This window comes from Dysosmobacter sp., assembly GCF_052306735.1.
Classification (GTDB): Bacteria; Bacillota; Clostridia; order Oscillospirales; family Oscillospiraceae; genus Oscillibacter.
Window position 1 is genome coordinate 21,471 of sequence record NZ_DAWBAJ010000018.1, and the last position, 22,538, is coordinate 44,008.

General features: G+C 58.9%; 21 protein-coding genes, 1 tRNA gene and 1 pseudogene. 14 read left to right on the top strand and 9 right to left on the bottom strand.

Features of this window, described 5'->3' with window-relative positions; genetic code table 11:
* Positions 1 to 5: 5 nt before the first annotated feature.
* Complete coding sequence (locus ACT67G_RS06415; protein ID WP_325244099.1) at positions 6 to 893, bottom strand: hypothetical protein; 888 nt, start codon at positions 891 to 893, stop codon at positions 6 to 8.
* A 233-nt stretch (positions 894 to 1,126) separates the two neighbouring features.
* On the opposite strand from ACT67G_RS06415, the gene ACT67G_RS06420 reads away from it, so the two are divergent.
* From ACT67G_RS06420 to larA, 3 genes are all read left to right on the top strand, one after another.
* On the top strand, positions 1,127 to 2,953 hold the full coding sequence (locus tag ACT67G_RS06420; RefSeq protein WP_325244097.1) for an FtsW/RodA/SpoVE family cell cycle protein: 1,827 nt from the start codon (positions 1,127 to 1,129) through the stop codon (positions 2,951 to 2,953).
* On the top strand, positions 2,940 to 4,304 hold the full coding sequence (locus ACT67G_RS06425) for a penicillin-binding transpeptidase domain-containing protein (protein WP_443663577.1): 1,365 nt from the start codon (positions 2,940 to 2,942) through the stop codon (positions 4,302 to 4,304). Before ACT67G_RS06420 ends, ACT67G_RS06425 begins: the two co-directional genes overlap by 14 nt.
* Before the next feature lie 162 nt (positions 4,305 to 4,466).
* Positions 4,467 to 5,759 (top strand): nickel-dependent lactate racemase, encoded by a 1,293-nt coding sequence (gene larA, locus ACT67G_RS06430; RefSeq protein ID WP_325244093.1) that lies wholly within the window; start codon positions 4,467 to 4,469, stop codon positions 5,757 to 5,759.
* A 44-nt stretch (positions 5,760 to 5,803) separates the two neighbouring features.
* Here larA and ACT67G_RS06435 read toward each other — a convergent pair whose 3' ends face one another.
* From ACT67G_RS06435 to ACT67G_RS06455, 5 genes are all read right to left on the bottom strand, one after another.
* A complete protein-coding gene (locus tag ACT67G_RS06435) occupies positions 5,804 to 7,687 on the bottom strand; it encodes a M56 family metallopeptidase (RefSeq protein ID WP_443663579.1) in 1,884 nt (627 codons plus the stop codon).
* Positions 7,684 to 8,061 carry a BlaI/MecI/CopY family transcriptional regulator gene (locus tag ACT67G_RS06440; RefSeq protein ID WP_325244089.1) on the bottom strand — a complete coding sequence of 126 codons (378 nt, stop codon included), beginning with the start codon at positions 8,059 to 8,061 and terminating at the stop codon, positions 7,684 to 7,686. Before ACT67G_RS06440 ends, ACT67G_RS06435 begins: the two co-directional genes overlap by 4 nt.
* A 143-nt stretch (positions 8,062 to 8,204) precedes the next feature.
* The gene (locus tag ACT67G_RS06445; RefSeq protein ID WP_325244087.1) at positions 8,205 to 8,537 is read right to left on the bottom strand and encodes a PadR family transcriptional regulator; all 333 of its coding nucleotides are present in this window, start codon (positions 8,535 to 8,537) and stop codon (positions 8,205 to 8,207) included.
* The gene (locus ACT67G_RS06450; protein WP_443663581.1) at positions 8,534 to 9,184 is read right to left on the bottom strand and encodes a hypothetical protein; all 651 of its coding nucleotides are present in this window, start codon (positions 9,182 to 9,184) and stop codon (positions 8,534 to 8,536) included. Before ACT67G_RS06450 ends, ACT67G_RS06445 begins: the two co-directional genes overlap by 4 nt.
* Complete coding sequence (locus ACT67G_RS06455) at positions 9,181 to 10,050, bottom strand: hypothetical protein (protein WP_443663582.1); 870 nt, start codon at positions 10,048 to 10,050, stop codon at positions 9,181 to 9,183. Before ACT67G_RS06455 ends, ACT67G_RS06450 begins: the two co-directional genes overlap by 4 nt.
* A 304-nt stretch (positions 10,051 to 10,354) precedes the next feature.
* Here ACT67G_RS06455 and ACT67G_RS06460 point away from each other — a divergent pair, with 304 nt between their 5' ends.
* Positions 10,355 to 10,849: a DUF2798 domain-containing protein gene (locus tag ACT67G_RS06460; protein WP_443663584.1), complete on the top strand. Its 495-nt coding sequence runs from the start codon at positions 10,355 to 10,357 to the stop codon at positions 10,847 to 10,849.
* A 361-nt stretch (positions 10,850 to 11,210) separates the two neighbouring features.
* Positions 11,211 to 12,566, top strand: a complete 1,356-nt coding sequence (locus tag ACT67G_RS06465) for a radical SAM protein (protein ID WP_443663585.1) — start codon at positions 11,211 to 11,213, stop codon at positions 12,564 to 12,566.
* 151 nt (positions 12,567 to 12,717) lie between these two features.
* Here ACT67G_RS06465 and ACT67G_RS06470 read toward each other — a convergent pair whose 3' ends face one another.
* Both ACT67G_RS06470 and ACT67G_RS06475 read right to left on the bottom strand, forming a co-directional pair.
* The gene (locus ACT67G_RS06470; protein WP_443663587.1) at positions 12,718 to 13,719 is read right to left on the bottom strand and encodes a DUF4179 domain-containing protein; all 1,002 of its coding nucleotides are present in this window, start codon (positions 13,717 to 13,719) and stop codon (positions 12,718 to 12,720) included.
* On the bottom strand, positions 13,703 to 14,191 hold the full coding sequence (locus tag ACT67G_RS06475) for an RNA polymerase sigma factor (protein WP_443663589.1): 489 nt from the start codon (positions 14,189 to 14,191) through the stop codon (positions 13,703 to 13,705). Before ACT67G_RS06475 ends, ACT67G_RS06470 begins: the two co-directional genes overlap by 17 nt.
* Positions 14,192 to 14,445: 254 nt before the next feature.
* Here ACT67G_RS06475 and ACT67G_RS06480 point away from each other — a divergent pair, with 254 nt between their 5' ends.
* Positions 14,446 to 15,423 (top strand): D-isomer specific 2-hydroxyacid dehydrogenase family protein, encoded by a 978-nt coding sequence (locus ACT67G_RS06480; RefSeq protein ID WP_325244073.1) that lies wholly within the window; start codon positions 14,446 to 14,448, stop codon positions 15,421 to 15,423.
* An 86-nt stretch (positions 15,424 to 15,509) separates the two neighbouring features.
* Here ACT67G_RS06480 and ACT67G_RS06485 read toward each other — a convergent pair.
* Positions 15,510 to 15,586 (bottom strand) — tRNA-Arg (locus ACT67G_RS06485).
* 246 nt (positions 15,587 to 15,832) lie between these two features.
* Here ACT67G_RS06485 and ACT67G_RS06490 point away from each other — a divergent pair.
* From ACT67G_RS06490 to ACT67G_RS06525, 8 genes and pseudogenes are all read left to right on the top strand, one after another.
* A complete protein-coding gene (locus ACT67G_RS06490; RefSeq protein ID WP_325244071.1) occupies positions 15,833 to 16,408 on the top strand; it encodes a hypothetical protein in 576 nt (191 codons plus the stop codon).
* A gap of 376 nt (positions 16,409 to 16,784) precedes the next feature.
* Complete coding sequence (locus ACT67G_RS06495) at positions 16,785 to 17,099, top strand: hypothetical protein (RefSeq protein ID WP_325244070.1); 315 nt, start codon at positions 16,785 to 16,787, stop codon at positions 17,097 to 17,099.
* Position 17,100: 1 nt separating this feature from the next.
* A complete protein-coding gene (locus ACT67G_RS06500) occupies positions 17,101 to 19,032 on the top strand; it encodes a V-type ATP synthase subunit I (protein ID WP_443663592.1) in 1,932 nt (643 codons plus the stop codon).
* A 14-nt stretch (positions 19,033 to 19,046) separates the two neighbouring features.
* Complete coding sequence (locus ACT67G_RS06505; protein ID WP_326215333.1) at positions 19,047 to 19,541, top strand: V-type ATP synthase subunit K; 495 nt, start codon at positions 19,047 to 19,049, stop codon at positions 19,539 to 19,541.
* A 25-nt stretch (positions 19,542 to 19,566) separates the two neighbouring features.
* Complete coding sequence (locus ACT67G_RS06510; protein ID WP_443663594.1) at positions 19,567 to 20,259, top strand: V-type ATP synthase subunit E; 693 nt, start codon at positions 19,567 to 19,569, stop codon at positions 20,257 to 20,259.
* A gap of 15 nt (positions 20,260 to 20,274) precedes the next feature.
* Entirely contained in the window at positions 20,275 to 21,279 is a 1,005-nt protein-coding gene (locus ACT67G_RS06515) for a V-type ATPase subunit (RefSeq protein WP_443663596.1), read from the top strand.
* A gap of 12 nt (positions 21,280 to 21,291) precedes the next feature.
* Positions 21,292 to 21,609, top strand: a complete 318-nt coding sequence (locus ACT67G_RS06520; protein ID WP_325244062.1) for a V-type ATP synthase subunit F — start codon at positions 21,292 to 21,294, stop codon at positions 21,607 to 21,609.
* 85 nt (positions 21,610 to 21,694) lie between these two features.
* Positions 21,695 to 22,538: pseudogene (locus tag ACT67G_RS06525) on the top strand (V-type ATP synthase subunit A); the annotation flags it as partial.

The window sequence follows — 22,538 nt, forward strand, 5'->3', positions numbered from 1 at the left end:
TGTGATTAGGCGATCCGAGCCAGCCACTTCAGGTCATAGGGCTCGAAGACCACTTTCTCATAGGCGTCCACGTCCATCATGGTGCCGTCCCAGTCGGAGTGGATGTCGCCGTTTTGCTTGATGAGGATATCATAGAGGATATCATAGGTGACGCCATCGGTGGGATCGGTTTCCACGATGGTAGAATAGGGCAGGGTCTTGTGATAGGTCAGTTCCATGCCCTTGTAATCGAAATGGAAGCCGCAGCGCATCCGGCAGCCGTCCAGTCCGGTGTACCGGGCCACCTGCTTGAGATCATGGAGGATCTTGTCACCCTCCTCCTCATAGAGGTTTTCGGGGGTGGTGGCGGTGTAGTCGAAGCGGAACTGGATGGAGGCGCCGGGGATCTTGCGGAAGCGCTCCATATAGGGCACCAGGTTTTCAGCGGGATAGTTCTTGTAAAGCACACAGTTGATCCGGAAGGGAACGGGCAGCCGGGCCAGCAGGGAGTCGTTGGATTCCACCACGTACTTCTGCATATGCCGGGAGACATTGATGCAGGTGATTTTGTCCTTGTTGCGCTGGGCAAAGGCCAGGATATCCTCCTCAGTGGTGTGCTCGGAAACAGGGAGGGTGGTATTGATATAGACCTTGTGGGTGGTGGGGATCTCGTCCAGCATCATCTGGAGAGTGTCCAAATCCGCCAGGGGCTCGCCGCCGGTGAAGACAAAATCACAATACGGCGTGATGGCGTCCATCCGGCGGATGCTCTGGCAGATCTTCTCCGCAGAGAAACCCGTCAGATCCGCATACTCTCCTTTATTGATGCAGAAAGGGCAATGGTTCTTACAATCATAGGGGACGAAGATTGTCACCGTGGCGCCGCCCTCCCGCGTCTTGTAGGGATGATTCATGTTGATCGGCCTTTCGTGATGATATATCGGCAAAACTGGTAAAAGTCGGCATAGACTTTTTTAGAAGTTTTCATGCACGCTCAAATATTTTAATGGATTTTACACGGAAGGTCAAGAGTTAATGTGAAATTCCCGCTGGAAAATGTGCGGAAAAGCAATGCGGGGCTGTACACGTCCCACAAAAAATGCTATACTACATGTACTTTTTGAAAAAATGAAAGGAGGCGGAGCGCGTGGATGGAACCACAATGCCGCTGCAGGCGCTTTTGGATCAGGTGACGGCACTGCTGGCGGCATACCCCGTGGCAGGGGAGTGGTACACCGCTTTCGTGCGGTTTTTGTTTCCGGTTTTGGCAGTCATGATCCTGTGGCGGGCGGTGCGCTCACTGCTGCGGATCCCCCATACGCCGGAGACCTGGGGGCAGCTGAGCCTGCCCAACGGGACGCCTCTGCTGCTGACCCATTGGGAGAATATCATTGGACGGGGAAAGTCCGCCGATATCTATTTGAATTATCCCAGCATTTCCCGTCAGCACGCCGCACTGTGCCGGGGGGAGAGCGGGGAGTGGACGGTCTATGACCTGGACTCCAAAGGCGGCACGCAGGTCAACGGAGAGCCGGTGAATGGCTCCGCCCCCGTGAAGCTGGGAGACACCATTACCCTGGGCGGCGTACCGCTGATCTTCCTGCCCCAGACCGTGGCGGAGCGGGAGGAACTGGAGGCCCGCCGGCGGGCGGAGCGTCCCGCCGCCATCTGGCCTTCCTTTTTGTGGCTGACGGTGTTCCAGGTCCTGGCGTGCCTGCAGCTGATCGTCTCCGAGGGCTCCGAGGCAACGGTCGGCATCCCGCTGGCCTTTTTGGGACTGACCATTTTAATGTGGCTGTATTTTGTGGCCCTGCGGGCAACCCGCTGCGTGGGCTTTGAGTTGGAGACCATCGCCTTTTTCCTGTGCACATTGTCCCTGTCGGTGACGGCTTCCAGTGCCCAGGAGAGCCTTTTCAAGCAGTTTTTGGCGATTTTGCTGGGATTGGGGCTGTTTTTGGTGCTGGGCATTTTCCTGCGGGATCTTTCCCGGGTCCAGCGCTACCGCTGGCTGATGGCGGCGGCGGCCATCGGGCTTCTGGGCATCACCCTGGTGGTGGGCAACCGCAAGTACGGCGCCGTCAACTGGATCTCTCTGGGGGGGATGTCCTTCCAGCCCTCGGAGATCGCCAAGATCTGCTATATCTTTGCCGGATCCGCCACCCTGGAGCGGCTCTTCCGCCGCCGGAACCTGACGCTGTTCATCGTCCTCACCGGCGTTTGCATCGGGCTGCTGGGCATTATGAGCGATTTCGGCACGGCGGCCATCTTCTTCATCACGTTTTTGGTGATCGCCTACCTCCGGTCCGGGGACTGGGCGACACTGTCTCTCATCTGCGGCGGGGCCGTGTTCGGCGCAGGGCTGATCGTGACCTTTAAGCCTTACATTCTGGACCGCTTTGCCACCTGGGGCCATGCTTGGGAGGCAGCCTCCACCACCGGCTATCAGCAGACCCGCACCATGTCCGCTGCTGCCTCCGGCGGCCTTTTGGGCATGGGAGCCGGGGAGGGCTGGCTCCACCGGGTGGCCGCGGCGGATACGGATCTGGTGTTCGGTATGCTCTGCGAGGAGTGGGGGTTGATCATCGCCGTACTGGCGGTGGCCTCCATCATTGTGCTGGCCTTTTTTGCTGTGCGAACCATCCGGGTGGGCCGATCCAGCTTCTATACGATTGCCGCCTGTGCTGCAGGTTCGCTGCTGGTGTTCCAGACCTGCCTGAACGTGTTCGGTTCCGTGGATCTGCTGCCCCTGACGGGCGTGACGTTCCCCTTTGTCTCCAACGGCGGCTCCGCCATGATGTCTGCCTGGGGACTGCTGGCGTTTTTGAAGGCCACGGATACCCGTGAGAATGCCAGTTTCGCGATCCGGCGGGCGCCCCAGCGGCAGCTGACGGAGGAGGCCCACCGCCGGGCGGCCCCGGTGGAGGATCCTTTCGGCATGGAGGAAAGAGAGGAGGCGGATCATGCGGAAGATTGAGCGGCGTGCCGTGGTCTGTCTGGCTCTGGCCCTGGCCCTGGCGCTGGGAATGGGCATCTTTTTGTGGAAGTATTTCACCCAGGGGGGCAGCTGGGCCTCCTCGGCATTCAACAGCCACATCTATACCAACGGCGTCCTGGCCAGCGGCACCGTTCTGGATCGGGACGGAGACATTCTCTCCACGGTGGAGAACGGGGAGCGCACCTATTACAGTGACGCCACCGTCCGTAAGGCCACCCTCCACGCGGTGGGAGACCTGCAGGGCAACATCGGCACCGGTGCCCTGAATGCCTTTGCCGACAAGCTCACAGGCTACGATCTTCTCAATGGTGCGTTCGGGGCGGAGCGGGGCAACGACCTCTATCTTACCATCGATGCCCGGTACAATTATGAGGCCTATCAGGCGCTGAACGGCCATGCGGGAACTGTGGCGGTATACAATTATAAAACCGGCGAGATTTTGTGTATGGTCTCTGCCCCCAGCTACGATCCGCTGAACGTGCCGGAGGACATCGAGACCAACGAGCGCTATGAGGGCGCTTATCTCAACCGTTTCCTGTCCTCCTCCTTTACCCCCGGCTCCGTCTACAAGACGGTGACGCTGGCGGCGGCCATGGAGGAGATCCCGGACCTTTTCTCCCGCACCTGGACCTGCGAGGGCTCGGTACAGATTGGAGATGAGACCATCATCTGCTCCGGTACCCACGGCCAGGAAGACATCCACGATGCTTTTGCCAATTCCTGCAATGTGGTCTTCGCTCAGCTGGCGGAGGAGCTGGGAGCCAATGTGATGGAGAAGTACACGGAGAAGGCCGGCTTGACGGACAGCTATTCCGTCAATGGCCTGCCCACCGCCCGGGGGACATTCTCCTTTGACGATGCCTCCGCCGGACAGCTGGGCTGGGCCGGTGTGGGCCAGGGCAAGGATCAGGTGAATCCCTGTGCCCTGATGGTGTACATGGGGGCGATTGCAAATGGCGGAAAGGCCGCCAAGCCCTATCTCATTGAAAAGACCGTGAGCTCTCTGGGCCTGCCGTCCCTGCCCCATTTGACCCGTCACACCGGGACGTTGATCGCCTCCGACACTGCTGCCCAGATGGCGGATATGATGGCGGAGAACGTGGAACGCACCTACGGAACCGGCCGCTTCCCCAATATGGACATCTGTGCCAAGTCCGGTACCGCGGAGGTGGGGGAGGGCGAGACGCCCCATGCCTGGTTCGCCGGGTTCCTGCGCAACGAAGACACTCCCTACGCCTTCGTGGTGCTGGTGGAAAACGGCGGCGGCGGCTCCTCTGTGGCCGGCACTGTAGCCGGAAAAGTGCTGGATATCATGGTCAACGGATATTGATTTTGATTGGAAAAGCGCACCCCGGACAGACAGAGGTCTGTCCGGGGTCTTCTGTGGATTTGCAGAAAACATGCTCGACTTTTTGACGTGAGAGCGCTATACTATGGGGAGAAAATTCTGCCGCGCAAAGCGTGGTATTTGGAAAGGAACGTGATCTTCCATATGGCAGAACCTATGAAATGCGGAACGGAGGAATTTGAGGTTCATCTGCCCCCGGAGCTGATTGCGGCGGAGCTGGAGCCCAATCGGCTGGATCTGCCCCAGCGGACGCCGGCGGAGCACATCCGCTATGCCCTGGATCATCCCATCGACTCCGCGCCGCTGAAGGAGCTGGTGAAGGCCGGGGACAAGGTGTGCATCGTCATCTCCGACGTCACCCGCCGCTGGCAGTCTCCGGAGACCTATATTCCCATTCTGATCGCGGAGCTGGAGTCCGCCGGCATCCGGGATGAGGACATGCTGATTATCTCCGCCACCGGCACGCACCGCCGCCAGACGCCGGAGGAGCACATGGGCTTGGTGACCCGTGAGGTTTATGACCGGATCGAGCTGGTGGATCACGTGTGCACCGACCAGGACAACCTCACCTATGTAGGAACCACCACCCGGGGTACCCCGGTATGGCTGGACAAGCGTGCTCTGGCGTGCGACAAGATCATCCTCACCGGCGGTGTGGTGTACCACTTCATGGCCGGCTTCGGCGGTGGCCGCAAGAGCGTCCTGCCGGGGATCGCCGGCCGGGAGACCATTATGAAAAACCACAACCTGGCCCTGAATCCCGGTATTGGCAGCGGCTCCAATCCCAATGTTCGCAGTGCCAACATGAATGAGACCAACCCGGTTCACGCCGACATGATGGAGGCCTGTTCCATGGCCAACCCCACCTTCCTGGTGAACGTGGTGGTCAACGACGATCAGCAGATCATTGCTGCCTTTGCCGGCAACTGGGTCACCGCACACCGGGCGGCCTGCGACCTGGTGGATCGGATGTACGGCGTGCCGGCCAAGGAGAAGACCCCTCTGGTCATCGCCAGCGCAGGCGGCTTCCCCAAGGATCTGAACTTCTACCAGACCATCAAGACCCTCTGCAACGCTTTGGAGGTGGTGGAAGACGGCGGAACCATCATTCTGGTGACCCGCTCCGAGGAAGGCTTCGGCAATGCTGACACGCAGCAGCAGATTGCCGGTTATCCCACCATGCTGGATCGGGAGAAGGCTCTGCGGGAGAACTTCTCCATCGGTGCTTTTATCGGCTACCTCTTTGCCGAGAGCGCCGAGAAGTATCATATGATTGCCGTCACCGGTATGGATCAGGCCGACTTCGGAACCTCCAAAATCCACGTGGTCAAGACCCTGGACGAGGCTCTGGCACTGTCCCGGGAGCTCAACGGCGGCAAGGATCTGCGGGCTACGCTGATGCCCCACGGCGCCAACACCCTGCCCAAGTTTGCGTAAGGCAAATCAAAAAAGCCGAATGGAATCATTCCATCCGGCTTTTTCTATGTTTCCGACGGTTCGATATCGAAGAAGTAGCGCATCTCGTAGATGGTGTTTCCCACTTCCAGGGTGGCATCCACGGTGTAGTGGGCGCCGTACGGGGGTGGAGGCAGCACCAGGGCATCCTCCGCAGCCTCCGCGGAGAGGGTATCAAACTGCGTACGCTCCCAGTCGGAGATCTGAATGGTGCAGGCAGAGGGGGTCAGAGCTCCGCTTATCTCCATAGGATCCTCCGGGTAGTACCCTGGGGGCAGGAAGTATAGCCGCACGCCGGTGAGATCATAACCGCCCAGACTGCCGGAGCCTCCGTGCATGACTTTGGGTACCCCCAGGGGGACTCCGTCCGAGGTGCAGGAGAGGACCCGGGTGACCGCATAATCCCACCAGATGTCATGCTCGGGATCGCTGCTTTCCAGGAATACCATCAGCTGCGGCACTTCCATGGGCTCAGCGGTGAAGATGGAGGCAATATAGTCCCAATCCACCGGGGAGGCAGTGAGATATGTGGTTTTCCCCGCACCGGAGTTGGAGACCGTTAAAGCATGTTCACTGAGATTGACCCAGCGGGTACCGCTTGGTATGCGGTAGGTGAGGGCCAGCTCCTGCTTCTCGGTGGAGAAGGTATAGTTTCCTGCAATCTCCTGGAATTGCAGGAAGGAAAGATAGCGATTCAGTGCCTCCGGATCAGCGCAATCGTGGCAACTGTATTTGCCGTCGATTTTGAGACTGGTGCCGGTGAGGTCAAACGCCGCGGTATCCTGAGAAGAGAAGATGTATGTTTCTCCGGTGCCGGAGCCGTAGGCGATGGTCACATACCCACAGCTGATGATCAGGAGAAAAAAGATCAGGCTCATCACCCCGATGCCGCGGCTGCGGCTGCGGGGCTTGACCACATTGCACAGCCGGTAGCGCAGAGATTTGGCAGAGGCGGACAGGCACGTGGTGAAACCCCGCTCGTCCCCGGCAGTCTGCAGCAGCAGACGGGCGTACTCTTGGCGGGTCTCCGAAGCGGCGTCCCGCAGTACGGCTTCGTCACAGCTAAGCTCCAGATCGTCGGCGCTGCGGCGCATGGCCAGCCACATCAGGGGGTTGAACCAGCAGACAGCGGTACAGAATGCCAGAAAGAATTTGTTCCAGCAGTCCTGTCGCCCGATGTGCACCAGCTCGTGGCGGAAGATCAGGGACAGGTCATCGGGGGCATAAGATTGCTTCGGAAGTACTACCCGGACAGATGGGCGGAAAAAGCCGATGGACAGGGGTGTGCGGACCTCGGGGGAGACCACCAGGCGGTAGCCCGCTTTTTTGAACCCGGCGGATTTCTGCTCCGATTCCCAGAGAGACAGGATTTCCGGGTCCGTGACAGGCCGGGCGGCTTTCAGGATCCTCCGGCGAAAGAGCAGGTGGGAAAGCAGGTTCCACCCCAGCACGGCAAAGGCCCCCGCAAGCCAGAGGATACAGAAGGCTTTCAAAGCCCGTTCCGGTACCGAGAGTGCCCAGAGCGGGCGGGAGAGTTGCATGGGGCTTTGCAGGGCCAGGTAGAGGTAATTGGGCAGCAGCCAGAGAAGGGCGCAGCTGCGGGCACGGAGGGTCCGGCGCAGCAGGGGCAGCAGTGCCATCAAAAGCAGGTAGTAGATACTGATGTGAAGGAAGATGGAAAAGGACAGGGAGAGCAATTTCTTCTGAATGGTGTCGGAATACTGCAGGACGGGGTAGCCCAGCAGCGCCCCTGCAAAGAATACAGGCAGCAGCATGGCAGGGAAGATGGGGGCGTAGCGCAGGTGTGAATCCGTCTGGGATTCCCGTTCCTCCCGGGAGTAAAGCCCCAGCGCCAGGGCGCCGGAGAACAACAGGGCAAAAAAGCCCCGGATGAACGTTTCCGGGCTCATAGGGCGTCCCTTTCCAGCAGGTCCCGCAGCTCCTCCAGCTCCTCCCGGCTCAGGCCGCTCTCACACAGGGCGGCGGCAAAGGTGGACAGATTTCCCCCACAGAGCTTGTGAAAGAAGGTGCTGCTCTGGGCGGCCAGATAGTCCTGCCGGGTCACCAGGGGGACATACCGGCTCCGGCGGCCGTCTTTTTCGATGGAGAGAAAGCCCTTTTCGCTCAGGCGGGTCAGCAGGGTCAGCAGGGTGGTGACAGCCATAGGGTGGGTGGAGGCCAGAATGGCCTCCAGATTCTTGCGGAATACCGGAGGTTCGCAGGCCCAGACAGCTTGCATCACCTCCAGCTCAGCGTCCGGCAGACGGCGGATAGGCTGCTTCACAGGATCACTCCTCTACGTTTGTAGTATATTGATATTCTACAATTATAGAATAAATCTGTCAAGTCCTCTTTCCGGGTAGAAGAGGAAAAAAGGAAGCACCCCCAGCTCTCCAGGGACGCTTCCTCATGTGACGTGAATTTCCTTTACACTGTACTGCAAATCACGGCGTTGACCTTCTCGGCAAAGAAGGACCACTCCGCTTTTTTCTCCTCCAGCATTTTCAGGCCCTTTTTGGTGATGCGGTAATATTTGCGCATCCGGCCCGTCTCCGCCGCTTTTTCCCGGACTGTCACCAGTCCGTCGGCTTCCAGGCCGTGGAGAATGGGGTAGAGGGTACCTTCCTTGAGTTCAAAGGTGTGGTCGGAGCGGCGGGAGAGTTCCGTAATCATCTGGTAGCCGTATAGTTCCTCCCGGCTCAGCAGGGACAGAATCAAAAGGGTAGTGCTGCCGCTGATGAGGCTCTTGTCGATTTTCATGTTGTCCCTCCTTTTTGATTGGCAAAATAGAAATTCAGAGTATCGTATGTACGTGTTTCCTGCAAGATCCCGGTGCTGTCATAGATCCGCAGTACGCCGGAACTGATGCGATCCTCGGTCCACAAGATTCCGGCGGCTTGCGTTTCCTTCGGTGTGGAGGCGAAAGCAAAGCAGTGGTCATTGATTTTGGTTCCTTCCAGGGTCAGCGTACCCTGTGTTCCGCGGGTGTCTTTCGGGGTCAACTCCAGTTCCATCCGCGCCGTGTCCTCCAGAAAGCCGATCACCTGTGCGGTGCGGCTGACGTAGTCGCCGTCGACTTCCGTCCGATAATCCATGATATACCGAAATCCCGGCTGGTACAAGGTGACATCCTCCAGATAGTTCCCAAGAAAGCCGTCTTTGTAGACTATGGAGATCAGCTGGCCGTTGTTTTCCCCGTAGAGCACCGGCCGGCCGAACCGGTCCACATCTTCAAACCAGAGGTCTGTGACGGGCTCCAGTAGCCAGGCGTCCTCTGCCCGCCGCATCACCGTCTCCATCCGCCAGGCGGGGAAGCCCTCATGCCACTCCACGCAGAAGATCAGCACTGCAGTTACCAGGAGGTTGCGCAGGAACTTTTGCTTTCGGTTGAGCCTGGGAATCTTCATGACACCGCCTCCTCCCAGTCGATATGGATGGTCCAGGACTCGCCGTAGGGATAGGAGAGTTCGCACCACGCGCCGGGCGGGTCATCCTGCGTGGGGCCCGTAAAGGAGATGTAGTAGAGCGTTCGGAAGGGATCGGAAGCGGTTTGGCTGACAGCCAGGCGCCCGTCGGCGGGACCCCGGATCACTTTGCCGTTTTCATCGGTGCCGATATAGTCGTAGTAGGTGTCGTAATAGGTCCCATCGGAAGCGGTCAGGATCAGGTCCTCCGTAAAGTCGCTGCGCGGAGAGTCAAAGGGATTTTGGTCGTCCCGCGCCAGGGCCACCGTGGTCCAGTAGAGGGTATAGCCCGCGGTGTCGTTGTCACCGGGATAGTCGCATTTCCACACCGCTGCGTAGGGGACCGACCAGGTGTCGCCGCTGCGCTCCACCACGCAGTCGCCCGTTCCGGTAAGGACTCGGACGGACTGTTCACATTCCCAGTCGCCGGGAGAAAAGCGAAAGAAGCCGTCAGCCTCATACTGCCCGTCCCGGGGCGCCGGATGGGTAAAGCGGGAAAACCAGTTCATGTTGCTGCCAAAAACGAAGAAGGCAGCCAACGCAAGGACCGGGACCATGACCTTGCTTGCAAGCCACAACCAACCCAGAAGGGGCTTGTGGACCCGGTCCAGTGCCCGGCCTACCTCTTTCGCGTCTCCCATGGCTTCCAAAGCACGCTCCAGAGCCAGGTCATGGTCAAACCCGATCCGCTCCAGGTCCTTCACATGGTCTTCGTAGTGGGCAGTGAGTTCTGCGGCGATGTCGCTCCGGTCCCAGAAAAAGCGCACCTGCCGGGTGGCGGTATCGCACCATTTGAAAAACTCCGTCAAGCTGCGCACCTCCTTGCAGGATACATCGGTGATCTATGATTATAATACATAGACTGTCGAGGGATGTCAATGATTTCCCTAAAGAGGGCAAGAAAAATTTCCATATTGGGGAGAAGAGAGTGTTCCGGCTTGTGGGATTCTCCGGGTTGCTGCTGCTTTTCCATGGAATCTATGGAAATTTTGCTTTGACATTTTAATTTTGCACCGCTATAATACAAGCTGCGTGTAGCAAATGTGTTCCGCAAAGCGTGTCATGACAAGATCCGTCGTGACACGCTTTTTTATTTTGAAAGGAGCGTTTATTATGCCGAAAACCAAGTTCCAGGGTATTATTTTTGGACTCATCATGTCCATCACCATGGCATATGGAATGGAGGTGTATAATGTGGCGTTGAAAGAGGGAGGCCTTTCGCAGATGACCAACCGGGTGTTTTGGGATGCCCTTTTGGAGGCGGCCTACATGTGGATCTTTGTGTTTTCCTTTTCCAATCTATGGGGCAACCGGATCGGGCATAAGCTGGCGGAAAAAATCTGCCGGGATGCGGACAGCCCGTTCCTTCATACCATCTTCATCTCCTGCTGCACCGTACTCGTGATGTGTCCAACCATGAGTGCTGTGGCGGCAGTGCTGTTTTCCGTTGTAATGGCAGGAGGAAGTTGGGGAGAGCTGCCAGCCTATTGGGTGGGAACCGTGCTGAAGAATTATCCCATGGCCCTGCTTTGGAATCTCTTCGCCGCCGGGCCCATTACCCGTTTGCTGTTTCGCCGTTTGTTCGCCCGCCAGCTGGCGGCGGCGTGACGGGAAGAGCGGTTTTTACTGTTGTCGTTCCGTATCAGTACGGTGCTTGCGGCGGGAGTCCTGCTGTTTTGTGAGACTGCACCAAAGGCACCGGGGAAATTTTCCTTGCATCCCATTTGCAGAATGTTATAATAGAAGAGAAGAATGAGGGCCAGAACCCCCGAAATGCTCCCCGGCGCTGCCGGACGGGCGGTTCCCACTTGCGGGAATGGCTGTAAAACCGCCGTTGGTTTGAAAGCAAACCAGCGGCGGTTTTTTATAATCCGTTATGTCTCATTAAATATCACGGATTTGTCCGAAAAAGTGGAGGGAACATGGATTTACCAGCATAAATTATAGAAAGAAATGGAGGAAAGCTGATATGGATTTGACAAAGAGTGTGAAGGGCGCGGCATTTTCTGCCGCTGTAGCCACGGTGCTGCACTATCTGGAAAAAGACCCGGAGGCCAATCTGTCCAAGGCGATGCAGGTAGTGGATCAGGCTGTCCCGGAGGGGTGGTATGCCCCGGAACGGGCTGTGATCCGCAAGGCCATCGCGGAAAAGGGAAACTGGTACCAGCTGATCATGAAGATCTTTGCTCTGGACGAAGGCGTACGCAAGGCATTCCTCCAGAACTTTATGGTCAACGCCTCCCTCAAGGGCAGTGCCCGGCAGAAGGAGGTGGCGGAAAAAGAGAACTGCAATGTGCCCTGGGCCATTTTGCTGGATCCCACCTCTGCCTGCAACCTCCGGTGCACCGGGTGCTGGGCGGCAGAATACGGCCATAACCTGAACCTGGATCTGGATACCATCGACAGCATCATCCGCCAGGGTAAGGAACTGGGCACCCATATGTACATCTACACCGGCGGAGAGCCCATGGTGCGCAAGGCAGACCTGATCCGCCTCTGTGAAATGCACCCGGACTGCGAGTTTTTGGCTTTCACCAACGGCACCCTCATTGACGAGGCCTTCTGCCAGGAGATGCTGCGGGTGAAGAACTTTATCCCGGCCATCAGCCTGGAGGGCTTTGAGGCCGCCAACGATGGACGCCGGGGCCAGGGTATCTTCCAAAAGGTGCAGGCGGCCATGAAGCTGCTCAAGGACCACAAGCTGCCCTTCGGCATCTCCACCTGCTACACCAGCGCCAACTACGACGACATCAGCAGCGAAGCCTACTTCGACATGATCGTGGAGGCGGGGGCGCTGTTCGTGTGGTTCTTCCACTACATGCCGGTGGGAAACGACGCGGCGGTGGAACTGCTGCCCACTCCGGAGCAGCGGAAGACGGTATATGAGCGGATCCGTGCCTACCGGAAGACAAAGCCCATTTTCAGCATGGACTTCCAGAACGACGCGGAGTATGTGGGAGGCTGCATCGCCGGCGGGCGGAACTACCTGCACATCAACGCCGCCGGAGACGTGGAGCCCTGCGTGTTTATCCACTACTCCAACGTGAACATCCACGACCACACGCTGCTGGAAGCGCTGAAGAGCCCGCTGTTCATGGCCTACCACGACGGGCAGCCCTTCAATGAGAACATGCTGCGGCCGTGTCCCATGCTGGAAAATCCGGAGCGGCTGCGGGAGATGGTGAAGAAGACGGGGGCCAAGTCCACGGATCTGCAGTCCCCGGAGATGGTGGACCACCTGTGCGACAAGTGCCGGCCCTATGCGGAAAGCTGGAAGCCCGCGGCGGAGGAGCTGTGGAAGGAGAGCCGGAAGCGCAAGGGCTGATTGGAGGGCCGTCTTGTTCCGCTGTCCTTCATTCTCCGGCCTCCATTGAAATGAAAAACGAAACGCCTGTGTTCTTTTGAGAACACAGGCGTTTTACGTCCGGGTATGGCATTGAAGCGGAGCGGAAACGGAGGAAGCTGCTTATGTGTCTTTACGGGATCTTCACCGGCACCTCCGCACCGCAGATCACTATGGACTGGATATCCTCCAGGGGGATGGGCTGGTCGAAGAGCGCTCCGTAATCCCCTCGCCAATCGGACCCCTCCCCGCCGCCGAAGTGAAGGTTACAGTCTTCCACCGCCAGATCGGTGCCGTCGGTCAGATGCAGGGAGACCGTGAGCCCGGCATTGGGGTCATTGCCCGATTGAGTGCGGATATCATCGGTATCGGCAGAGCGAAGCTTCAGATCCATATGGATGCCCAGCGGGGAGAGAAGGATCTTGTAAATCTGAAATTTTGTGCCAGGAACGTTGATATCTTCTGAGGGAACTGAAATGGTGGTATCCCGGTAGCGGGCTGTAAAGCGCAGCTCCCAGGTTCCCTCTGCCAGGGTAGACCATTTGCCGCTTTGTGGATTCAGAAACTCCAGATCCTCAAAGACCACATGGATGCCCCGGAAAAAAGGAAGCACGGCGGAGCTGGTCCACCGCTCCACGATCCGCAGCTGGTTGTCCGGCAGATCCCCGTCCCGGCAGTATTGCCAGGAGCCGCCGCCGGAGGAGAAGTTGTGATAGGCATTGCTGTAACTGTCAAAAGAGACGTTCTCCGGGATGGGTTGTCCGTCATCCCGGGTAAGGGTGTAAACGATGGCGATGTTGTAGCGGTCGCCGATGACTGCGTCGGCGGTGAGGGTGTAGCCGTTCACTGTGACGGAGGCATCCACCGGCCGGCCCACATTGTCCACCAGTTCTGTCTGGGCATTGCCGTAGAGGGGGGCCAGAAGATTGCTGACGGAGCCGTCCGAGAGCTCTGCGCCTACAGACATGGTCAAAATGGCCGCAGCTGCCGCCAGAATGACCATCCGCCGCAGCGGGCGGCGCTTTGGGCGGGCATTCTGCGGGGAGCTGGCCTGTTCCAGTGCCTGCTGGACGCACCCTGACGGGGCGCGGACATGGGAAAAAGCGGAGCGGTAGCGTTCAGAGTTGGTCATCATCCCAGTCCTCCTTCAGTCGTTTTTTCAAGGTCAGCCGGGCCCGGCGCAGCCAGGTGCGCACTGTGGCCGCCCGGACATCCAGCAAAGCGGCGATCTCCTCTGTGGAGTATCCCTCATAGTAATAGAGATCCACGGTCAGCCGCTGATTTCGAGGGAGGGAGAGAACCGCCTCGTACAGCGCCCGGCTGGCCGGCTCTGAAGGCGCCGCTGTCTCCGGCATCTCTTCCAAGGGGACTGTCCGGTGCCGCCGGGCAGTCCGCAGGAGGTTTTTGCTTTTGTTGATGGTCACTCGCAGCAGCCAGCGGCGTTCATGTTCAGGGGATGTAAAGGAATTTTGCTTATGAAAGCGTTCCAGCAGCACATCTTGCAGCACATCCTCCGCGTCACAGGGATGACCCGTGTACTGCAGGGCTACCCGGTAGATGGTGTCGCCGTACTGCGCCGCGGTTCGTTCCAGCTCCCAAGTTTCCATTGGTGTTCCTCCGTCGTGAAAGTTCCTTTCATCTATCATAACACCGCGGGGGAGGGAAATGTTTCATAAGTCGAAAAAGAAGATGGAAAAACGCCGGAGCCCGCCCATGATGCACATGAGGGATCCGGCGTATGGAACAGGAAAGATGACCCGGGAGAAAGGTGACCCGAGAGGATGACTTGAGATTTTGCGGATTTGCCGATAAAATAGAGCAAAGTCCCTTTTGCAGCGGAAACCAGGAGGGGAGAAGCGCAATGCATGTTGTGGTGGTGGGAGATTTTCCCCCAGATGTCAGGGAGCGGATCAGAGCCGCTTTTCCCTGCCGGTGGGAGATTCATATCGTTACGGAGAATGAGGTCTGGGATTTCTTACAGAAAGCCGACGTGATCATCCCGGAGCATTTTACAGTGGATGACCATGTTTTGGATCAGGCTCCTGGTCTGGTGATGATCCAGACGGGTTCCGGCTTTGACAACGTGGATGTTGCGGCTTGTACGAAACGGGGTATCCGGGTCTGCAATGCCGCGGGCGTGAATGCAGCGGCGGTTGCGGAGCATGTGATGGCACTGATGCTGGGGTGGTATAAGAACCTTCCGTATCTCGACAGGTTTATGAAGGAACACAGGGATCAGGGGGAATTGTGCTATTCCGGTTCGGAGCTCTTTGGAAAGACCATCGGGATCATTGGATTGGGCAGGATCGGCCAAAGAGTTGCCGGCTATTGCCGGGCGTTTGGCATGCGGATCATGGCCGCGGAACACGGAAATCCTGCTCCGCCTTATGTGGAACGGGTGGAAGTGGATCAGCTCTATGCGCAAAGCAGCGTGATTACCGTGCATGTGCCTTTGAATGCCTCTACCTATCATATGATAGATGGGGAGGCCTTCGGGAAGATGCGGAACGATGCGCTTTTCATCAATACGGCCCGGGGCGCTGTGGTCAAGGAGGCCGATTTGATCCAAGCGCTGGAGGAGGGGCAGATCGCGGGCGCATGTCTGGACGTATATGAACAGGAACCCCTGGCGGTTCACAGTCCGCTGCGGGATCTGCCCAATGTGATTTTGACGCCCCATACGGCAGGGTTGCCGGACGGCGTAAGATTTCATGCCGGACGCTACCGCTTTTTTGCCGATAATATCGGGAGAGTGGAGAACGGGATGATTCCGGAAAACGCATTGAACGATGTTCCGATCTTACGGATTCCGAGAGGTGCGGGCATCCCGGGCGTTTGACCGGTGCACAGCCATGGAACATAGGCTCCGGGATAAAATGGAATAAAAACAAGAAAGCCTGTGTTCCAAAGAACACAGGCTTTGCTTGGTACGCCGTGAGGGATTCGAACCCCCGGCCTTCTGGTCCGTAGCCAGACGCTCTATCCAGCTGAGCTAACGGCGCATGTCTCACAGACAGCTTATACATAATAGCATGGACGTTTTTAAAATGCAAGGGGTTTTGAAAAATTTTTTCAAAAAAATTTTCAGAATTTGGCGGGGCTTGTAAATAATTGATTTATGTGCTAAAGTTAAACTATCTATAAAAAGAACTGGATCGACGATTGCGGCGTGGATCAGAAAGCGGTGGCATATGGAGAACGGCACTTTCAGAAGTGTGACATTCGGCGGATTTGCAAAGCAGGATGTTGTGGACTATATTGAACGGACCGCCCGGGAGACGGCCCAGGCCCAGGAGCAGCTGTGGCAGAAGAATGAGGCCCTGCGGCAGGAGACAGAGTCCCTGCGGGCCCGGGTGGCGGAATTGGAGCGCAGCGAGAAGGAACTGCGGGAAAAAGCCGACGCCCTTGCCCGGGAGCGGGAAGCATTGTCCGGAGAACTGAGCAGGGAGCGGGCCGCCCGGCAGGAGCTGGAGTCTGCCCGTGCGGAAGCGGATGACCTGCGGGCGGAGACTGAACGCCTGCGTCCTGATGCTCAGGCCTATGCCCAGTTCCGGGAGCGCTTGGGAGCCATCGAATGTGAGGCTCGCAAACGGGCGGCAGATCTGGAGGAGAACACCATCACCCGGATGGAGGAGGCGTTGTCCTCGTTCCGGACCCGCTATCAGGAGGTGGCATCCTCCTTTGATGCAAAGGCCGTCCATGTGACGGGAGAACTGCGCAAGGTAGAGGTCAACCTTTCTCAGCTGCCCAGGGCTCTGGATCAGACCAGCGCGGATCTGAAGGAATTGGAGGAGTTCCTCGAGAAAGCAAAAAGTGCGCAGTGAGCGTGTCATGTATGAAAGAAACGCAGGCCGGATGGGCATTTTTCCCGGCCTGCGCTTTTTTGCATTTTTTTGCGTATAACGCAACGGAAATATGTGAAAAATAAAACGAAAAACGCGATTTTCAAAAAATACGTGTACGCTTTTGGAAAATTACGCACACGTTTACGACTAATCTGCAAAAAAAGAAAAGGTGAGTTTGTGCAAAAAGAAGAAAGCACCCCCATCCACGCAAAATTACCTTGCATTGAGGCGGGGGTTGACCTATACTTTGATTGTGCAATCATTTAAAGTTTCCCCCCATATTTTGCGGTTAAGATCGGATCGGTCTCCCGAGGGGATCGCCGGACGGAAGACCGGAGAGAAAGAAGGTGAGGACATGTCATTGGAAGCGATTGAAAAGATCAGCCAGGTGGAGCAGGAAAACCGGGAGCGCCGCGCAGCAGCAGACGCCCAGGCCAAGCAGCTGGTGGCGGATGCACAGCGGGACGGACAGGCTTTGATCCAGAAGACCCGGGCCGATGCGGCAGAGAAAGGCAAGGAGATGCTGCGTCAGGCGGAGGAGCACGCAGCCCAGCGGGCGGCGGAGATCTCCGCCGCAGCCAACGCGGAGGGCGACGCCCTGCGGACAGCGGCCGCACAACACCTGGAAGAAGCTGCGGAGTTTATTGTCGGAAGGGTTGTGAATCAGTGATATGGCCATTGTAAAAATGAAAAAGCTCCGCGTGATGGCGATGGCCGGCCAGAAGGAGGAACTGCTGCGGCAGCTGCTGCGGCTGGGCTGTGTGGAGATCAGTGAGCCGGACAGCAAGCTGGCGGATCCCGCATGGGCCGCACTGCTTCAGCGTGGTACCTCTCATCTGGTGAACAAAAAGAGCGAGATCGCCGACGTGGACACCGCGCTGGCGGCTATCAAAAAATACGCGCAGCTTAAGGATGGACTCTTCATTAAGCGCCGCCCCATTTCCGAGAAGGATTTTCTGGATACGGGGACGGCAGACCAGGCTAAGGAGGCCGCACAGAAGATCGGGGATCTGCTGCGCAGCCTCACGCAGCTGCAAGGCGACGAGACCCGGCTCCAGACCCGGTGGGCCGGACTGTTGCCCTGGAAGTCCCTGGACATGCCGCTGGAACTGGAGGGCACCACCTATACCCGGTTCCGGCTGGGGGTCTGTCCCGGTTCCACGGATATCGGGCAGGTGAAAACGGAACTGGGGGCCTCCGGTGCCGCCGCGGAACTCTATGAGATCAGCGGGGACAAGCAGCAAAAGTATCTGTTATTGATCAGCCTGCGGGCAGACGAGGAAGCGGCACTGGAGGTTTTGCGGCCCCATGGCTTCAGCGTGGTGACCATTCCCGATACCACCGGGACTGCCGCCGATAACATTGCCCGGCTGGATGCCCAGATCGCAGAAAACGAAAAGCAGCAATCCGTTGCTGTGGATGCCATTGTCAAGAGCGCCGGAGCGCGGGACGCCCTACGGCTCTATGCGGACCGCCTGACGGCCGAAGCCGCGGAGGAGACCAACGCTGAACGGCTGATGACCGACGGCACCATCCTCTTCTTTGAGGGATGGGTACCGGCGGAGAAGCTGTCCAAGGTAGAAAAGCTGCTCACCTCCATGGACTGCGCCTGGGAGGCGTCTGATCCCACGGAGGACGAGATCAGCCAGGTGCCGGTGCTGCTGAAGAACAACTGGCTGACCCGCCCGCTGAACATGGTGACGGAGATGTACTCTCTCCCCGCCTACGACAATGTGGATCCCAACCCGCTGATGGCGCCGTTCTTCATCCTGTTTTACGGCATCATGATGGCAGACATGGGATACGGCCTTTTGATGATCCTGGCCTCGGTACTCATTACCCGGGCCTACCGGCCCAAGGGAACGGCAGGACACCTGTTCGCCCTGATGGGGCTTTGCGGTGTCAGCACCTTCATCATGGGTGCCATCACCGGCGGCTTCTTCGGCGATTTCCTCACCCAGGTGGTGCTGCTGACCACCGGCAAGGATTTTGCTCTGCCGGCGCTGTTCACGCCTCTGGATGATACGCTGATGATCCTGGTGGGAGCCATGTGCCTGGGCTTTGTGCAGATCGTCACCGGCATGGTCATCAGCCTGGTGCAGAAGGTGAAAAAGGGACAGGTCATGGACGCCGTGTGGGAGGAGATCACCTGGTTCGTGGTCTTCGCCGGCATCGGACTCATGGTGCTGGGCGTCACCAACATCGTACTCTATGTAGGCCTTGTGATGGTGGTGGCCGGCCCGGTAATCACCGGCAAGGGCCTGGGCAAGATCACCGGGATCTTCGGTTCCCTCTACAATCACGTCACCGGCTACTTCGGCGACATCTTGTCCTATTCCCGTCTCATGGCGCTGATGCTGGCCGGCAGCGTCATTGCCCAGGTATTCAATACCCTGGGTGCCATCCCCGGCAACATCGTGGTTTTCATTATCATCTCCATGGCGGGCAATGCCCTGAACTTTGCGCTGAACCTGCTGGGCTGCTATGTGCACGACCTGCGTCTGCAGTGCCTGGAGTATTTCGGCAAGTTCTATGAAGACGGCGGAAAGCCGTTCCGTCCCCTGGCGGTTAATACGAAGTTTGTAGACATCCAAAACGACTAAGGAGGAAATTAATTATGAGCGGTTTCTTTGATGCATTCGGCGGTCTGGCTCTGGGACTGTTGGGCGCCGGCCTTGCGGCAGCACTCTCCGGCGTTGGCTCTGCAAAGGGTACCGGCATCGCCGGTGAGGCGGGCACAGGCCTCCTGTGCCAGGATCCCTCCAAATTCGGTAAGGTTATGATTCTGCAGGTCATCCCCGGCACCCAGGGCCTGTACGGCCTGGTGGTGTGGTTCTTCGCCATTTTCCGCATGGGCCTGCTGGGCGGCGACGGCCTGCCTGATCTGACGGTACAGCAGGGCCTGCAGTACTTTGTGGCGTGCATGCCCATGGCTTTGGGCGGCCTGTTCTCCGCTATCGCTCAGGGCCGCGTGGCTGCCGGTTCCATCAACATCCTGGCCAAGAAGCCCGACGACTGGTCCAAGGGCATGGTGCTGTGCATCACCGTGGAGTTCTATGCCATCCTGTCTCTGCTGGCTTCCATGCTGATGATCATCAATATCAGCAAGTAAGCGCCGGAAGAAAGGCGAATTGCTTATGAACGGAATCGAAAAAATCACCCAGCGCATCGGCCAGGACACCCAGGCGGATATCGACCGCGTACTGGCGGATGCCCAGGCGGAGGCCGCCCAGATCACTGCCAAGTTCCAGGCGCAGGCGGAAGCCGAGGCCCGGGATCTGGCGGTCAAAAATGAGAAGGCCGCCGCCGAGCGGGAGGAGCGGCTGGTGAGCGTGGCCCAGATGGAGGCCCGGAAGGTGACTCTGGCCGCCAAGCAGGAGATGGTGGAGAAGACCTACGCCCTGGCGCTGGAGAAGCTCTGCTCTATGCCGGACGAGCGCTACGCCGAGATTCTGGCGGGCCTTTTGGTGAAGGCGTCCTCCACCGGACAGGAGGAGGTCATCTTCTCTCCGGAGGACCGGGCCCGGGTGGGCAAGGCCGCCGTGGCCAAGGCCAACGAGGCCCTGGCCAAGTCCGTGGCGCCGGAGCTGCCCAAGGAGCTGACGGAGTCCAAGGTGGGCGCCATCATCAATAAGGTGGCGGCAGGCGTCTCTGCCATTGCCCAGGGGACGGCTATGCTGACCCTCTCTGAGGAGACCCGCCCCATTCACGGCGGCTTCATCCTGAAAAACGGCAACATTGAAGTGAACTGTACCTTTGATACCCTGGTGCGCCTGCAGAAGGCGGAGACCGCGGGAGCGGTGGCAAAGAAGCTGTTCCCGGAGGCATGACAAGGAGGAAGTGTCTTGGCAAAAAAAATCAAAGACACCGATTACCTGGTAATCTCCGCCCGGATCAAGGCTATGGAGACGGGGCTTTTGACCCGTGAGCGCATGGAGCAGGTCCTGGAGGCCCGCAGCAATGAGGAGGCCGTGAAGATCCTGCAGGAGTGCGGCTACCCGGAGCTGGACCCCTCCGATCCCGAGGCCATGGATGCGGCCCTCTCCGCCGTGCGGCAGGAGACGCTCTCGGATCTCTCCGACGGGGCCCCGGATGCCAGGTATATCGAATTGTTCAAGCTCAAATATGACTATCATAATGTGAAGGCTCTCCTGAAGGCAGAGGCCATGGGTACGGATCCGTCCAGAATGCTGATGGATATGGGCCGGGTGCCTGTCAAGGAGCTGCGTCAGGCTCTCCAGACCCGGGAGCTGGACGCGCTGCCGGCCATGCTGGCTCAGGCGGCGGCGGAGGCGCGGGAAGTGCTGGATACCACCCGGGATCCCCAGCTCTCCGATATCGCGCTGGACCGGTGGTACTACCGGGAGATGGCCGCTGTGGCAGAGGAGACGGGCAGTGCGTTCCTTCGGGGCTATGTCCGCACCGTAGTAGACGCGGCCAACCTGCGTGCCCTGGTGCGTGCCCTGCGGATGGGCAAGAACCGGGAGTTCCTCTCCGGTGTGCTGGCCCAGGGCGGCGACATCGCCCCCGACGCCGTGCTGGCGGTGGCTGCCGCCCAGGGAGGCGGTATGCGGGAGCTGTACGGCCCCACCCGGTTTGCCGCTGCGGCGGAAGCCGGAGCCGACGCCCTGGAGGGCGGCGCTCTGACAGAGTTTGAAAAGCTCTGCGACGACGCGGTGGGGGATTACCTGGCGGGGGCACAGTACGTGCCCTTCGGCGAGGCACCCCTGGTGGGCTATCTGGCAGCCCGGGAGACGGAGTACACCAACCTGCGCATCCTGCTGATGGGGCGCGGCGCGGGGCTCCCGGCGGACGTGATCCGCTCCCGGCTGCGGGCAAGCTATGTGTAAGGCGGTGTGACGATGGCAAAGACATACGGAATCGCCGTCATCGGCGACTGGGAATCCGTCATGGGCTTCCGGGCCCTGGGCCTGGATACCTATCCCGTTACCTCTGTGGAGGAGGCCAAGGAGAAGGTGCGGGAGCTGGCCAAGACCGACTGTGCGGTGATTTATCTCACAGAGCAACTGGCCAAGGATATGGACGATGTGATCTCCCGGTATAAAGACGAGCTGCAGCCCGCCATCATCCTGATCCCCGGACGGGAGGGTTCCCTGGGGATCGGACGGGAGAACATTCAGAGATCCATCGAGCGGGCTGTGGGCGCGGACATCCTGTGATGCGCGCCCCGGCGGGGAACAGGCTCCTGCGGGAGCGGTTCCCGTTCCTTCTGGCGAATCTATCCTGAAAGAAGGTTGAATCAATTTGAGCGGAAAAGTTGTGAAAGTATCCGGACCGCTGGTGGTTGCCACGGGCCTGGCGGACGCCAATATGTCCGACGTGGTTCGCGTGGGCCCGCAGCGGCTGATCGGTGAGATCCTGACCATGAAGGGCGACTCCGCCTCCATCCAGGTTTACGAGGAGACCTCGGGCCTGGGCCCCGGCGCCGAGGTGGTCACCACAGGCGCCCCCATGAGTGTGGAGCTGGGCCCCGGCATGATCGAGGGCATCTACGACGGTATCCAGCGTCCGCTGGAGAAGATCGTGGAGAAGGTAGGCGCCAACATCACCCGCGGTGTGGAGGTTCCTGCCCTGGACCGGGAGAAGAAGTGGGACTTTAATGCCGTGGTCACTCCCGGTACCAAGGTCATCGGCGGCGATGTCATCGGCACCGTCCAGGAGACCGCTGTGGTGCTCCACAAGATCATGGTGCCCCCCAAGATGAGCGGTACCATCACCGATATCAAGAGCGGCTCCTTCAATGTCACGGAGACCGTGGCTACCCTGAAGACCGACGACGGCAGGGAAGTGCCCCTGACCATGACCCAGCGCTGGCCGGTCCGTGTGGGCCGTCCCTACCAGCACAAGTATCCCCCCAAGCGTCCTCTGAGCTCCGGCCAGCGGATCATCGACACCATGTTCCCCATCGCCAAGGGCGGCACCGCCGCCGTGCCGGGCCCCTTCGGTTCCGGCAAGACCGTGGTGCAGCACCAGCTGGCCAAGTGGTCCGACGTGGACATCGTGGTCTACATCGGCTGCGGCGAGCGCGGCAATGAGATGACCGACGTTCTGCGGGAGTTCCCGGAGCTGAAGGACCCCCGCACCGGCG

Excerpts from the sequence above, each read along its gene's own strand:
- ACT67G_RS06495 (WP_325244070.1), top strand. The coding sequence starts at position 16,785 with ATGTCATTGGAAGCGATTGAAAAGATCAGCCAGGTGGAGCAGGAAAAC.
- ACT67G_RS06510 (WP_443663594.1), top strand. The coding sequence starts at position 19,567 with ATGAACGGAATCGAAAAAATCACCCAGCGCATCGGCCAGGACACCCAG.
- ACT67G_RS06480 (WP_325244073.1), top strand. The coding sequence starts at position 14,446 with ATGCATGTTGTGGTGGTGGGAGATTTTCCCCCAGATGTCAGGGAGCGG.
- ACT67G_RS06500 (WP_443663592.1), top strand. The coding sequence starts at position 17,101 with ATGGCCATTGTAAAAATGAAAAAGCTCCGCGTGATGGCGATGGCCGGC.
- ACT67G_RS06505 (WP_326215333.1), top strand. The coding sequence starts at position 19,047 with ATGAGCGGTTTCTTTGATGCATTCGGCGGTCTGGCTCTGGGACTGTTG.
- ACT67G_RS06520 (WP_325244062.1), top strand. The coding sequence starts at position 21,292 with ATGGCAAAGACATACGGAATCGCCGTCATCGGCGACTGGGAATCCGTC.
- ACT67G_RS06470 (WP_443663587.1), bottom strand. The coding sequence starts at position 13,719 with ATGATGACCAACTCTGAACGCTACCGCTCCGCTTTTTCCCATGTCCGC.
- ACT67G_RS06445 (WP_325244087.1), bottom strand. The coding sequence starts at position 8,537 with ATGAAAATCGACAAGAGCCTCATCAGCGGCAGCACTACCCTTTTGATT.
- larA (WP_325244093.1), top strand. The coding sequence starts at position 4,467 with ATGGCAGAACCTATGAAATGCGGAACGGAGGAATTTGAGGTTCATCTG.
- ACT67G_RS06465 (WP_443663585.1), top strand. The coding sequence starts at position 11,211 with ATGGATTTGACAAAGAGTGTGAAGGGCGCGGCATTTTCTGCCGCTGTA.
- ACT67G_RS06475 (WP_443663589.1), bottom strand. The coding sequence starts at position 14,191 with ATGGAAACTTGGGAGCTGGAACGAACCGCGGCGCAGTACGGCGACACC.
- ACT67G_RS06425 (WP_443663577.1), top strand. The coding sequence starts at position 2,940 with ATGCGGAAGATTGAGCGGCGTGCCGTGGTCTGTCTGGCTCTGGCCCTG.
- ACT67G_RS06450 (WP_443663581.1), bottom strand. The coding sequence starts at position 9,184 with ATGAAGATTCCCAGGCTCAACCGAAAGCAAAAGTTCCTGCGCAACCTC.
- ACT67G_RS06435 (WP_443663579.1), bottom strand. The coding sequence starts at position 7,687 with ATGAGCCCGGAAACGTTCATCCGGGGCTTTTTTGCCCTGTTGTTCTCC.
- ACT67G_RS06415 (WP_325244099.1), bottom strand. The coding sequence starts at position 893 with ATGAATCATCCCTACAAGACGCGGGAGGGCGGCGCCACGGTGACAATC.
- ACT67G_RS06460 (WP_443663584.1), top strand. The coding sequence starts at position 10,355 with ATGCCGAAAACCAAGTTCCAGGGTATTATTTTTGGACTCATCATGTCC.